This is a genomic window from Dactylosporangium vinaceum (assembly GCF_019904175.1).
Taxonomy (GTDB): domain Bacteria; phylum Actinomycetota; class Actinomycetes; order Mycobacteriales; family Micromonosporaceae; genus Dactylosporangium; species Dactylosporangium vinaceum.
This window is the reverse complement of sequence record NZ_CP061913.1, coordinates 4362229-4375136: the sequence shown is the minus strand read 5'-3', so window position 1 is coordinate 4375136 and position 12908 is coordinate 4362229. Positions and strand designations below refer to the sequence as shown.

The 12908-nt window shown below is 72.4% G+C and carries 10 protein-coding genes; 8 read left to right on the top strand and 2 right to left on the bottom strand.

Annotation, left to right across the window (positions count from 1 at the left end; translation table 11 throughout):
• Nucleotides 1-88 precede the first annotated feature (88 nt).
• From Dvina_RS19370 to Dvina_RS19335, 8 genes are all read left to right on the top strand, one after another.
• Nucleotides 89-1027, top strand: a complete 939-nt coding sequence (locus Dvina_RS19370; protein WP_246656316.1) for a LysR family transcriptional regulator — start codon at nucleotides 89-91, stop codon at nucleotides 1025-1027.
• A 172-nt stretch (nucleotides 1028-1199) separates the two neighbouring features.
• Nucleotides 1200-2165: an aliphatic sulfonate ABC transporter substrate-binding protein gene (locus Dvina_RS19365; RefSeq protein ID WP_223103871.1), complete on the top strand. Its 966-nt coding sequence runs from the start codon at nucleotides 1200-1202 to the stop codon at nucleotides 2163-2165.
• Nucleotides 2162-2932: an ABC transporter permease gene (locus Dvina_RS19360; RefSeq protein WP_223103870.1), complete on the top strand. Its 771-nt coding sequence runs from the start codon at nucleotides 2162-2164 to the stop codon at nucleotides 2930-2932. Before Dvina_RS19365 ends, Dvina_RS19360 begins: the two co-directional genes overlap by 4 nt.
• Nucleotides 2929-3642 carry an ABC transporter ATP-binding protein gene (locus Dvina_RS19355; RefSeq protein ID WP_223103869.1) on the top strand — a complete coding sequence of 238 codons (714 nt, stop codon included), beginning with the start codon at nucleotides 2929-2931 and terminating at the stop codon, nucleotides 3640-3642. The genes Dvina_RS19360 and Dvina_RS19355 overlap by 4 nt, the downstream gene beginning before the upstream one ends.
• Nucleotides 3643-4007: 365 nt before the next feature.
• Entirely contained in the window at nucleotides 4008-5093 is a 1086-nt protein-coding gene (locus Dvina_RS19350; RefSeq protein ID WP_223103868.1) for a hypothetical protein, read from the top strand.
• A complete protein-coding gene (locus tag Dvina_RS19345) occupies nucleotides 5087-7201 on the top strand; it encodes a hypothetical protein (RefSeq protein ID WP_223103867.1) in 2115 nt (704 codons plus the stop codon). The genes Dvina_RS19350 and Dvina_RS19345 overlap by 7 nt, the downstream gene beginning before the upstream one ends.
• Nucleotides 7198-8406 (top strand): aminotransferase class I/II-fold pyridoxal phosphate-dependent enzyme, encoded by a 1209-nt coding sequence (locus Dvina_RS19340; protein ID WP_223103866.1) that lies wholly within the window; start codon nucleotides 7198-7200, stop codon nucleotides 8404-8406. The genes Dvina_RS19345 and Dvina_RS19340 overlap by 4 nt, the downstream gene beginning before the upstream one ends.
• 1 nt (nucleotide 8407) lies before the next feature.
• Nucleotides 8408-9280, top strand: a complete 873-nt coding sequence (locus Dvina_RS19335; RefSeq protein WP_223103865.1) for a galactosyltransferase-related protein — start codon at nucleotides 8408-8410, stop codon at nucleotides 9278-9280.
• Here the strand turns inward: Dvina_RS19335 and Dvina_RS19330 are convergent.
• Both Dvina_RS19330 and Dvina_RS19325 read right to left on the bottom strand, forming a co-directional pair.
• A complete protein-coding gene (locus Dvina_RS19330) occupies nucleotides 9277-11064 on the bottom strand; it encodes an ATP-binding cassette domain-containing protein (protein WP_223103864.1) in 1788 nt (595 codons plus the stop codon). The two genes, Dvina_RS19335 and Dvina_RS19330, sit on opposite strands and share 4 nt — an antisense overlap.
• Nucleotides 11057-12883, bottom strand: a complete 1827-nt coding sequence (locus tag Dvina_RS19325; RefSeq protein WP_246656315.1) for an ABC transporter ATP-binding protein — start codon at nucleotides 12881-12883, stop codon at nucleotides 11057-11059. Before Dvina_RS19325 ends, Dvina_RS19330 begins: the two co-directional genes overlap by 8 nt.
• Nucleotides 12884-12908 lie beyond the last annotated feature (25 nt).

Below are 12908 nucleotides of genomic sequence, written 5' to 3'. Positions count from 1 at the left end.
TAGTAGGGTATAGGAGTGCAAGACCTGGCCTGGACGGCGTTGTCGATCGCCTGGAAACCGTCGCCGATCACCATCACCGGAGCCTGCCGTGCGCATCGAGCAACTCGAGTACCTTGCCGCCGTCACCCGCTGCGGCTCCCTGCGCCGCGCCAGTGAGCAGCTACACGTCTCGCAGCCCGCCGTCAGCGAAGCGATCCGCAAACTGGAGGCGGAGCTCGGCGTCGCCCTGCTCGACCGGCACCGCTCCGGCGCCCGGATCAGCGCCGCCGGCCGGGAGCTGCTGCAGCCGATCGTCGACGTCCTCGAGTCCGTCGAACGGCTCAAGGCCGCCGCCGGCGATCAGCTCGCCGCCCGGCGACTGCTGCGCATCGGCACCGTCAATGCCGGAACCGCCTCGCTCGTGCTACCCGCGGTGCGTGCCTTCCAGGCCGCACACGGCGGCGCCGCCATCGAGGTCCGCAACCTGCAGCAGGACGAGATCCACGCGGCACTCCTGGACGGAACGATGGACCTGGGCCTGGTCAACCTGCTCGACGGCGACGACGCGCCGCCCGACCTCGAGGCGACCCCGCTCATAGCCGGGCGCCCCGCGGTGGTCCTGCCGGCCGGCCACCCGCTCGCCGCCCGGGCCGAGGTCACCGCCGACGACCTGCGCGCCGAGCGGTTCGTGGCCATGCGGGCGGGCTACCTGATGCACCGCTTCGCGCACCGGCTCTTCGGCTCCCACCTTCCCACCGAGTGGCACTCCACGGACGGCGCCGAGATGGGCAAGATGATGGTCGCCGAGGGCATCGGCCTCACGGTACTGCCCGACTACAGCGTGCACGGCGACCCGCTGGAGCGGGCCGGGCTCATCGTGACCCGCCCACTCGCCGGCGACACCACCGTCGTCACCATGGCCGCCCTGCACCGGCGCCGGGCCCGCGTCCCGGCCGCCGTCCGCGACCTCCTGGCCCTGCTCCGCGAGCGGGCCTGCGAGCCACTCCAGGGTCGCCCGGCCGAGCCGCTGCCGGCCCGCTCGGCCTGAGCGAGACGCCCGATAGCGCCGCACACCGCGCGTCCGTCCGACCCGGCCACGAGGTTCCACAGTGGACGCCCCGTGGTCTGGATCACGCGACGACGCGGCAGGGCCGCCCGCGCCGACACCACCTCCGGCCAATCTCTAGTCAATCGGTAGATTTAATGGGTATTATGCCGCCATGCATCGACTCACGGTGATCGCCGCCGTAGCGCTGACCCTGCTCGGCACCACACTCAGCGGCTGCGCGAAGCACGACGGCACACCCGCGACTCCGGCCGCGGGCACCGCCGAGGAGCCGCTCAAGGTCGGTTACCAGCGCTTCGGCGGGCTGAGCCTGGTCAAGGCCCGTAAGACCGAGGCCGCCGGCACCGTCTGGTCGCTGTTCGAGAGCGGTCCGGCGCTCACCGAAGGGCTCAAGGCCGGAGCCATCGACATCGGCCAGGTCGGCGAGGCACCGCCGATCTTCGCGGCCGCGGGCAAGATCGACTTTCGGATCATCGGCACGTCGCAGCCGGTGCCCAAGGGCGAGGCGGTGCTGGTGAAGGATGCCTCTGGGTACAGGAGCTTCAAGGATCTCAAGGGTAAGAAGGTCGCGCTGAACAAGGGCTCCAACGTCAACTGGCTGCTGGTCAAGCTTCTCGACGCCAACGGGATGACCATCAAGGACATCGACGTTCAGTACCTCAAGCCCGCCGACGCCCGCCCGGCGTTCGACAACAACCAGATCGACGCGTGGATCATCTGGGACCCGTACTTCGCCCTCGCCGAAATTCCCGGCACCCGCGTCCTCGTAGACGGCGACGGCCTGGTGAACAACCGGGAGTACATCCTCGTCTCGCCGCAGGCGCTCAAGACCAAGCCGGGCAAGATCCGTGAATTCCTCAAGACCTACCGCGAGACCACCGACTGGGGCATCGCCCACCCGGAGGAGCGGGTCAAGCTCATCGCACCGGAGCTGAACATCCCCGAGGACGTCGCCCGCCGCGCACTCGGCCGCAGCGCCCAGCCGCTCGCCCCGGTCACCCCCGCGATCGGCGACGAACTGCAGCAGATCGCCGACGGCTTCACCGGGCTGCAGCTGATCCCCGGCAAGGTCGACATCAAGGCCCGGGTCGACGAGCAGTTCGCCGACCTGCTGCGATGAGCGCGTCGGCAGTTCGGCGATGGCGGCGGGCGGTCAGCCCTCTATTGCTGCTCGCCGCATGGGAGGGCGGCGTGCGCGGCGGCCTGCTCGACCCGGACCGCCTGCCAGCGCCGTCCACCGTCCTGGCGACCGGCTGGAGGCTGGCCGCCGACGGCACCCTCGGCGGCTACCTGCTCAATTCGCTGCAGCGGGCAGTCCTCGGGCTGCTCATCGGCGGCCTGCTGGGCCTTGCGCTGGGCACCGCCGCCGGTCTGGTGCGCCTCGGCGACGACGCCGTCGACCCGCCCGTCCAGATGGCCCGGATGCTGCCCCACCTCGGCCTGGTACCGCTGCTCATCATCTGGGTCGGCATCGGCGAGCCGCTCAAGGTGACCCTGGTCGCGCTGGGCGCCTTCTTCCCGATCTACCTCAACACCTATGCGGGCATCCGCAACATCGACGAGCGGCTCGTCGAAGCGGCCCGCACGCTCGGCCTGACCGGGGCCGAACGCCTGTGGCACGTCGTGATCCCGGGCGCGCTGCCGTCGCTGTTCATCGGGCTGCGGCTGGCCTTCGCCGCCGGCTGGCTCAGCCTCGTCGTCGGCGAACAGGTCAACGGCCAGGGCGGCCTGGGCTTCATGATGATGGAGGCGCGGGAGTTCAGCCAGACCGACGTGGTGGTGCTGGGCCTGGTCACCTACGCGCTGCTCGGCCTGCTCTCCGACCTCGCCCTGCGCGCCGCGGAGCGAAGGCTGCTCGCCTGGCGGCGCGGGCTGCAGGCGGCATGAGCACCGTCGCCACCGCCACCGGCGTACGCCGTTCGTTCGGCGCCGCCGTCGTCCTCGACGGCGTCGACCTGACCATCGCCGGCGGCGAGGTCGTTGCCCTGCTCGGGGCCAGCGGATCCGGCAAGAGCACCCTGCTGCGCATCCTGGCCGGGCTCGACACCGAGGCCGGCGGCACCTGGGCCATCGCCGGCTCGACCGCTGTCGTGTTCCAGGAACACCGGCTGCTGCCGTGGAAGCGGGTCGGCGCCAACGTCGCGCTCGGCCTGCGCGGCGGCGACCCGGCGGCCCGAGTCGCCGAGGCCCTCGACGAGGTCGGCCTGGCCGACCGGGCGCGGGCCTGGCCGGCGGAGCTCTCCGGCGGCCAGGCCCAGCGGGTCGCGTTCGCCCGGGCCCTGGTCCGCCGCCCCGAGCTGCTGCTGCTCGACGAGCCCTTCGGCGCCCTGGACGCGCTGACCCGCCTGCGGATGCAGGCCCTCTTCGGCCGGCTGCGGACCCATCACGGCTTCGCCGCCCTGCTCGTCACCCACGACGTCGACGAGGCGCTGCTGCTCGCCGACCGGATCATCGTGCTCGACGACGGCCGGATCACCGAAGACCGCCCGGTGCCGCTGCCACACCCGCGAGCCGCCGACACCCCGGGCTTCGGCGCCGAGCGGCGCACACTGCTCGGCCTGCTCAAGGTGCCCGTGTCGGAGCTCGCCGGACCCTGACGCTGTCCGGCGTCTCGGTGCGCAGGCCGCCGGACCGATCGGGGAACCAGCGATCGGCACCGTCCGCCACGGCAGGTCCTCCCCCAGCGAGTGGCAATCCGCTGCCTGGTCATACATCGGCGAAATTCGCTGTGCTTTGGACAGCCCTGTGCACAGCGGTTACGGTGATGATGGTCGTTAACGTTTCACGACGGGGGAACGACGAGATGCCTGACGAAGGGCGCTCCGGCGCTGTGACCTGCGCAAAATCGGAATCGGCGACGTCGAAGGTTCTGCAGGTATCGATTCCTCGCAGCGGGTCCAACGCCGTCGCGCGCATGATGGAGCAGAGCCCGTCCGTTGCCGCGGTGTTGCGGGGTCGCGCGATGGAGCGGGGCGGATCCGGGTTCGGAGCGGCCATCGCCGAGTTGCAGGCCCAGCGTCCGGACCGGCTGCCGTACATCAAGGAACTGGCGGCATACCTCGGTGACGAGCAGATCGCGTTGTTCGACCGGGACGACCGGTTCCTCGTCGTGGTGCGTGATCCGGCGCAGCAGGTCGCGTCCACGGTGCTCGGTGTCCTGCGCAACCCCGGCCCGATGCGGCAGCGTCTCGCCGAGGTCCGCGGCCGGGAGGTCTCCGAGCAGGAGTTGCGGGACTACCTCGACGCGCAGGCCGGAACCAGCTTCTCCGACTGGTCGGAGCTGATCGGCTACGTTCGGCGGACGCACGACTTCCAGCCGATCGGACCGACGTTGTCGGAACTGTTCGACGCGCAGCCCGACCGCGACGACTGTGATGACGGCCTGGAATGGTTCGACCGCTCCCTGTTCCAGGTCGGCACGCAATCCTGGAGCCGCGCGGTGGAGCTGCTCGCACGGCTGCGCGACATGGGCGCCGAGCGGGTCACCGTCGTGGACTTCACGGTGCTGCAGACGCGACCCGAGCTGGCAGCTGCGGTGTGCGACCGGCTCGACCTCGAGTTCCACCCGCGGATGACCGACGGCGGCTGGGACCCGGCCAGTCGGTGGTTCACCTCAGGCCTCGAACTGTCCGACGGTGATCTCTGGGTGGGCAAGGCGGCCCGGAGCCGCTCGCTGGAGCGCCCGTTGTCGATCCCGTATGACCCGCTCACCCTGGTGCCACCCGCGAGCGACGCGTTCCTGGCCGGCCTCGGCGACTATCTGCGGGTGCTGGCGGACCCGGCGCTGGTGTGGCCCCGCACCGCGGCCGACGTCGAGCAGGTGCTCCACTCCCCCGCGTGGCGCCGCGACGGTACCGGCTATGCACCCGACGAGCACCACACGACGTTCACGACGAAGCACCCGGTGTCGGCATGGTGCCTGGCCACCGCCGTGCTGGGCCCGTCCTGCGCATCTGCTCAGGCGGTCGAGGCGGCCAACCCTCACCTGGCGGAGTTCTTCGCGGTCGCACGCGGCATTGCCGAGTCCGCCACCACGGTCTCGTGCTGACCGCCCGCGTGCACAACGCGCTGGTCCGCCGGGTCCGGGCCTGGACACGCTTCGCCGGGCGGCTCGACCACCGTCTCGGCGAACTGCTGCACGCCGACCCCGCGGCGGTCGCGGTGCTCGCCGGTGTTCCCGGCCGGGCGCTGCTCGAAGCTCCCGACCGAGCCGTCGCCGCCGACCTGCTGGTCCTGCTCGACCATCTCAACCTGCACGCGGGAACCCGGTTGTCGGTCACGCCGCTCGGCTCGTGGCGATTTGCGCTGCGCGGCCGCGGGACCGGCGACGACACGGCCGGCGCGGCCGCGGCACAGCAGTTCACCGCCGATCTGCGTGCGGGGCGTCCGGCCGGATACCGGCCCTGGCCCGGCCGCATCGAACGGATCGCCGTCATCACCTGCGACAGGCCCGCGTCGCTGCGCGCGGCGCTCGACGCCTTCGACGACAACCTCCGCCGGTTCGGTCGCGAGGACACCGACATCACCGTGTACGACGACAGCGACGTCACCAGACGATCGCAGATCCGGTCGCTGACCGCAGCGCGGGCGATCCGGTACGTCGGGCCGGAAGACAAACACGCGATCCGCACGGAGATCGAGGCCGGTCTGCCCGGCGCGGACCCGGAACGCACAATGGTGCTCGACGCGCTCCTCGGCCGCCGCGCGGACGACGGTACGTGGACGGGGTCCGCGGCCGCGCAACGCAACTGGGCCATCCTGTCAGCCGCCGGGTCGCGGGTGCTGGTCTGCGACGACGACGTACGGCCGGCCGTCCTCGATGCTCCGCTCGTCGCGTTGCGCGAAGCCGCCCGCGACGCCGTGGCCGCCGGCGACGGCACGACGGCCGGACCGGAGAGCACACCGGGCGAGCTGCTGGAGCGTTTCCTGTGCACCACCGAGGTGGAAGCCTGGCCGACCGACCTGCTGGGCCTGCTGGAGGACACCGACGCACACCTGGCGTCCGCCGCGTACACAGGGCACCCGGACCGCCGCACGGCGCTGTGGCTCGAACGGTTCTTCGAAGCGTCCGAGGAAAGTGTCGACGTGCTGGGGACGGGGATCCCACCGCAGCGGGTCCGGCGCGGCACGCCCGCCGTCACCGGCCGGAAGTTCCGCGGTGGCGCGTTCGCGAGCAGCGGGAGCCTCGACGGGCTGGAGTTCGCGGTGCGACGCGGACGCAACGAGGACTTCAGTCTGGCGCTCAGCGCGCTCATCACCTCGCGGGGCCGGCAGCAGCCGGCCGAGGCCGGGGGCGCCCACATCCTGCACCTGCGCGGCCCCCGGGTCACGAGTACGTTCACGGCGCACCGCGAGGAACGGGAAGGCAATGTCGTCAACGCGGTCGTGCGGCGCATCGGCGACGCGCACGCGCTCGCCGAACCGGGGGCCTTCGACCCGGCGGCGTTGCGTGCGTTCGGCTGTGCACAGCTCGACGCCGAGCTGGATCGGCAGTTCAGCGTCGCCGACGTCGGCCGCGAACTGTTCGACGAAGGCCTGGCCTACCGCGACCGGGCCCGGGACCATCTGGTGCAGTTGCAGGCCCTGGCCGGCAGAGCGGCGGAGCCGGACGTGGCCGAGCAGTGGTACGCAGACCGTGCGACGGCGCGCGCCGCGCTGCTGCGCGACGGGGTCGAGCGGCTGCGGGACGGCACCGTCCCGGCGGACCCGGTCCTGATGGAGTGCGCCCAGGTGCTCGTACCGCAGGGTCTGCTGAGCACCCTGCACCTGCCGGCCATGCGGCACGCATGGCTGCGACTGTCCGACGCGGAGCGCGCGGAGGCGGGACGCTGCCTGGCCGACGAGGCGCGATACCTGACGTCGGTACAGCGACCGCGCACGCCCGCGCCGCCGGTCCCGTCGCAGCGGATCTCGCGCAAGACGGAGCTGACCCGTCAGCTGGCCGGGCACATCGACGACGAGCTCGGCGTCCCGCCCGCGGCCACCGCCGAGCGTGTGGAGCGGGCCCGGGAGGCGTTCCAGGCGGACCTGCGCCACCGGATACGGGCGGAGGTCCTGGTGTACCTCACCACGGTCCCGTACGTACCGCTGGTCCGCGCCGAACTCGGCCGTCGCCTGCGGCCGCAGACGCGGCCGCCCGTCGGGGCGACGCCGTGACGGCCGGCTCCCCGTCCACGCTCACCGACCAGGAGCTCGAAGCCGCTCGGCGGGCGACCTTCGACCTCGGCCCCGGCTATCCGCAGATCGCGCTTCCGGACTACCTGCGGTCGGTCTACCTCGACCGGGCCCTCGACGAGACCGCGTTGGCGAACCCGCCCGACTGGTCGGCGTCCCGGCAGGCCGCCAGCGACGCCGGGCTCGAGGCCGCGCTCCGGTCGATGCTGAGGCTGCCCCCCGGGTCGTACAGCTCGCTGTCGGCGGCCTTCAGCGGCAGCGTCGCGCTCGATCGGGCGCTCGTCGCGGCGCTGGCGATGAGCGGCGACCACGGGCGCCGGCCGATGATCGGTGTCGTCACCACGACGCCGTCGATCGACATCATGCCGTTGTTCCTCGGTGAGCGAAGCCAGGTGTTCACCCGATACGCGCAGGGCCGCGACGGCGGCCTCGGCGCGCTGGACTGCGATGCCGTGCTCCGGCGGATCGCCGAGGTCCGCGCGACGCGCAATGCCGGGCTGGTCGTGCTGCTGACCTCGCCGGAGAACCCGACGGGTGCGGTGTGGCCGCCGGAGGACCTGAAGGCGATCGGTGACGCGTGCTTCGAAGCCGGGGGCACGCTCATCATGGATCACACGTTCGTCACCGCGGGCGTGCACCGCCGCGACGATGTCGGATGCGCGTGGGAGGTGTTCGGGGCCGGACAGGACTGGATCGCGATCTGGGACACCGGCAAGACCCTCGGACTCAACGGTGACAAGCTCGGCTTCCTCGTGTCGGGATCGCAACGCGCGACGGCTGCGGTCCGCCGGTCCGTGAGCGTGATGCAGTACGACGTGTCCCGCCGCAACAAGGTGCTCTTCACCGAACTGTTCCGCCGGGCGGTGCAGATGGACTACACGGGGTACCTCAACGGCGTGTGCCGCCGCAACCTGGCGGTGGCCGAGGAGCTCGCGGCGCCGACCGGTGTCCGGTTGCGCCGGCCGGCGGCCGGTTCACTGCTGCTCCTGGAACTGCCGCCGGGCTCCGGCGGTGACGAGAGCACACGACGGCGCCTGCTCCGCTCCGGCATCGGCGTCGTCGACGGCAGCGTGTTCTTCCACGCCGGCCGGCGACCGCACAATCTGCTGCGGGTCGCGCTCGCCCGCGACGCGGACTACTTCACCGACGGCTTCTCCCTGCTGCTCGAGCATGTGACTGGAGGATGAGGTGTCCGAGACGAGCGTCATCATTCCGCTGTACGGCAACCATGTCGGCACCAGCCGGCTGCCGGTCACCGTCCGGGCGTGGCTCGACCAGCGGGCACCGGTGACGGTGGTCATCGCGACCGCCGGTGAGCTCGCCCTCGACGACGACATCGTGTCCCGGCCCGGCGTGCAGGTGATCGTCGCGCCGCCGACCGAGACCGCGCCCGGACTGCTGCGCAACATCGGCGCGGCGCAGGTGTCCACGCCGTGGGTGTATCTGTCCGACGCCGACGTCGCCCCGCTGGACACTGGTTTCCTGGCGCGCGCACGGGCCGCGGCGGGCGACGGCGCGTTCGTCCAACCGGCGATGCTGCGGATGACGCAATCCCCGCCGGAGCGTCCGGTGTCCGAGTGGCGGCTCGCCGACGAGCCGTCCGATGCGGACCGGCTCTGCTTCGTCACCGCCGATCCGGACGGCACCCTGCGCCGGCTGCCCGGCGAGCGGATCGTGTGGGAGGACGACGCGCCGATGGTGTATCCGCCACCCGGCCACGGCCACGCCGATGACGCCCGGGAGGTCGACCTGCGTCCCATGTTCCACTGGGGATCGGTACTGCTACGCCGGGAACAGTTCGAGGCGCTCGGCGGATACTGCACCGCGTACCGGGGCTGGGGCTGCGAGGACGACGACCTGCTCGTCAAGCTCAACGGAAGTCTGCCGGTACGCCACGGCTGGCGTGACGCCCCCGAGCTGCGCCTCGTCCACTTCGAACACCCGCGGCCCTACACCGGGGAACCGCTGCGCGCCAACCGTGACCTGCTGCGCCGCCGGCGGCAGCGGGGCGTCGCCGCAATGGTCGCAGACGACCGGGCCGCCCTGCTCGCCGGCGACTAGCGGTAGCCGGCGGCCTGCAGCTGGTACAACTCCGCGTATGGTCCACCGCGGGCGATGAGGTCATCGTGGCTGCCGACCTCAGCGACCCGCCCGTCGGCCAGCACGATGATCAGGTCGGCCATGCGGACCGTCGAGAACCGGTGCGACACGAGCACCGTGATGCCACCGGTCTGTTCGGCCACCCGGGCGGCGTTCGCGGCGTACCCCTGGAACAGCTCGAACTCGGCCTCGGCGTCAAGCGCCGCCGTCGGCTCGTCGAGGACGAGCAGCAGCGGTGCCGTCCGCATCATGCCCCGGCCGAGCGCCAGCTTCTGCCACTGGCCGCCGGACAGCTGCCGGCCGTCCGGGAGAGACGCTCCCAGCGCGGTGTCGAGCCCGTGCTCGAGGTTGTCCACGACATCCTGCGTCCCGGCGCGGTGCAGGGCCGCGGTCACCGCGTCGGTGGAGTCGGCCAGCGGCAGGTCCCCGACACCGACGACCGTCCGGGCGGTGAACTCGGGGCGCAGGAAGTCCTGGAAAGCCGCGGAGGTCCGGGCGCGCCAGTCCTCCAGCGGAAACCGGACGACGTCGACGCCGTCGAGCTCCACCCGCCCCCGGGTGGGTTCGTAGAACCGGCACAGCAGTTTCACGAGCGTCGTCTTGCCGGCACCGTTCTCCCCCACGACCGCGACCGTGGCGCCGGCGGGCAGGAACAGGTCCACACCGTCAAGCGTCGGCCGCCCCGTCCACGGGTACTCGAACGAGACATCCCGCAGCCGGATGCCGTGCCGGATCCGGTCCGGCACCGCCGCGTCGGGCGGCGGTGGCGCCTGCCCGGCGTACACGGCCCGCATCCACCGGAAGTCGGCAAGCGTGCGGGCGACCCGCTGCAGCTCCCGCAGCAGCGACACCGCGACGGCCACCTGCTGGTTCACCTGGGCCGCCAGCGCGATGACGAGCACCGCGTCGCCGATGGTGCGCCGCCCGGCCGCGGCCTCGCGCACGACCAGCAGCGTCGCCGCCCCGAACCCGACGGCGAACACGGCCTGCCCGGCCACGCGCAGCGCCGCGGCGCGCACCTCGGCCGAGAACAGGATCGATGTCCCGTCCCGCCACAACCCGGCGTGCCGCGTGCGGATCTCGGCGCTGAGATCACCGACCCGCAGTTCCTTGCCGGCCTCGGGGTCGATGGCCAGGTCGAAGAGGTGCTGCGCCTGCCGGCTGACCTGCGCGGCGGACTCACGGGCCCGGGCGAGCCGGGCCTCCGCGGCGCGGCCCAGCAGCAGCGGCGGCACGGCGGCGAGCGGGAGCAGCAGCAGCCAGGGGTTGAGCCGGGCCAGGAGCACCGCCGTGATCGTCACGGCCACGGCGGTGCCGAGCGCCGACAGCAGCGCCTCCATGCTGCTCGATCCGGTGCGGCGCAGCTCCTGGCGCAGGACCTGCATCCGGTCGGCGTACTCGGGCCGCTCCTGATGGGCGAGCCCGGCCGAGCCGGTCACCAGTTCGATGAGTTCCCGATCCTTGGCGAGCAGGTTCTGCTCGCCGAGCTCGAAGTATGCGACGTGGGCGAAGTGGCCGAGGGTCAGGGCGGCCATGGCGAGGACGGCGGCCGTGGCGGCGGCTCGCGCCGCGGCAGCGGGTTCGCGGGCGACGGCCGCGTCGGTGAGCGCGCCGAGCGCGGGCGCGGCCAACGGCAGGGCCGCCGCTTCGGCGGTCTTGAGCAGCAGGGCCAGGATCAGCTTCGCGGGATGCTGCCGCCACGACATCCGCAGCAGCTCCCAGCATCCACGCAGCGTCTCAGTCATGGCGCACCTCCTCGGCGAAGCGCTCCGCCTGCAGTTCGAACAGCTCGGCGTACCGGCCGCCCGCGGCGACCAGTTCGTCGTGGCCGCCCTGCTCGGCGACCTGGCCACCGTCGAGGACCACGATCCGGTCGGCGTGGCGGATGCTGGAGAAGCGGTGTGAGATCAGCAGCACTGTCGCACCCCGGGTCAGCTCCGTGAACTGCGTGAAGAACCCGGCCTCGGCGCGCACGTCCAGCGCCGCGGTCGGTTCGTCCATGACGAGGATGCGCGCGCCGGCGTCGAGACCGTAGAGACAGCGCGCGATGGCGACCCGCTGCCACTGGCCCCCGGACAGGTCGGTGCCGCCCGGATAGGCGCGGTGCAGTGGCGTGTCGAGGCCTTGGGGCAGCTGCTCGAACTCGCTCAGCAGACCGACCCGGTCGAGCACACGGCGCACGCTGTCGGGGTCGCGGGGTGCGTGCACGGCGCCGAAGGCCACATTGTCCGCCACCGACAGTTCATACCGGATGAAGTCCTGGAAGACGACGCTGAGCTGGCGGCGCCACTCGGGAACCGGCATCGCGCGGATGTCCGTGCCGTCGAACCGCACCGTGCCGGTGCTCGGCTCGTGCAGCCGGGCCAGCATCTTGACAAGCGTGGTCTTGCCCGCGCCGTTGACACCGACCACGGCGGTGCAGGTGCCGGCGGGCAGTTCGAGGTCCAGCCGGTCCAGTACCGGCCGTGCGCTGCCCGGATACCGGAAGCTGACGCCCTCGAAGCGTACGGTGGCCGGACCGGCCGGCACCGGCTGCGCTGGGCCGACCGGCCCGGCCGGTGCGGTGTCCGCCGCCTGCTCGAATCGTCGCAGCGCCTCGGCGGCGAGCATGCCGAACTGGGTCGGCCCGTCGCTCTCCGGGTAGTACGCGGCCAGCGTGAGCGCGGCGACCGTAGCCTGCAGGCCCAGCGCCAACGAGGTCACCGAGATGTCGCCGTCGGCACCGCGACGCGCGACGAGCAGCAGCACCACGACCGCGGCCGCGAGCGCGACGAGTGTGCACGCCAGGTACGGCAGGATGTAGACCTTGCGGCGAGCCGCCCAGATCGGCGTGAGCCAGCTGCGGTACGCGTGTTCGTACCGGTCGGCGATCCAGCGGGTGAGCCCGTACACGCGCACCTCCTTGGCCGCGCCGTCGGACATCGCGAGGTCGCGCAGGTAGCCGCCGCGCCGCACGAGCCCGGTGACCTCGTCCCACACCTGGGAGTACCGGCGCAGACCGGCCCGGTTGGCGTGGCGCAGCAGCATGGTCGCGGCCCCGAGCGCGGCCGCCGCGGGCCATCCGGCCACGGTGGCGACCACGACGCACAGGCCGAACAGCCGGACGTACCGGCCGATCAGCGCAACCAGCCCGGCGCACGCCATGCCCGGGGTCTCCCAGTTGCCCGCCAGCCGGCGGCTCGCGTCGCCCAGCGCGTCGAGGGCGTCGGGGTCCTCCATGGCGCCGAGGTCGGTCCGGCGCAGGGCCGCGGCCATGATGCGGCCGTGCACCCACCCGTCCACCCGCCGTTTCATCAGTTCGCCGAGGGCGACCTGGACCGGCGCGAGCGCCTGCTGCCCGACGAAGGCGACGGCCGCGACCAGGAACGGCCCGAGGAACACGTCCCAGGCGGGCGTTCCCGTCCCGGTGGAGACCGCAGCCGGAATCCGCCCTACCAACCGGCTGGTGGCCACCACGAACACCACTGGGAGCACGCCCAGCAGTAGATTGACCGCAACCAATGTCGTGACGAGGCCGCCGCCGGCCACCCGCACCTGCCGGGCGATCGCGATCCGTGGCCGCACAGCCTGCTTCCACCACACGCGCAAG

Excerpts from the sequence above, each read along its gene's own strand:
- Dvina_RS19365 (WP_223103871.1), top strand. The coding sequence starts at position 1,200 with ATGCATCGACTCACGGTGATCGCCGCCGTAGCGCTGACCCTGCTCGGC.
- Dvina_RS19355 (WP_223103869.1), top strand. The coding sequence starts at position 2,929 with ATGAGCACCGTCGCCACCGCCACCGGCGTACGCCGTTCGTTCGGCGCC.
- Dvina_RS19360 (WP_223103870.1), top strand. The coding sequence starts at position 2,162 with ATGAGCGCGTCGGCAGTTCGGCGATGGCGGCGGGCGGTCAGCCCTCTA.
- Dvina_RS19330 (WP_223103864.1), bottom strand. The coding sequence starts at position 11,064 with ATGACTGAGACGCTGCGTGGATGCTGGGAGCTGCTGCGGATGTCGTGG.
- Dvina_RS19350 (WP_223103868.1), top strand. The coding sequence starts at position 4,008 with ATGGAGCGGGGCGGATCCGGGTTCGGAGCGGCCATCGCCGAGTTGCAG.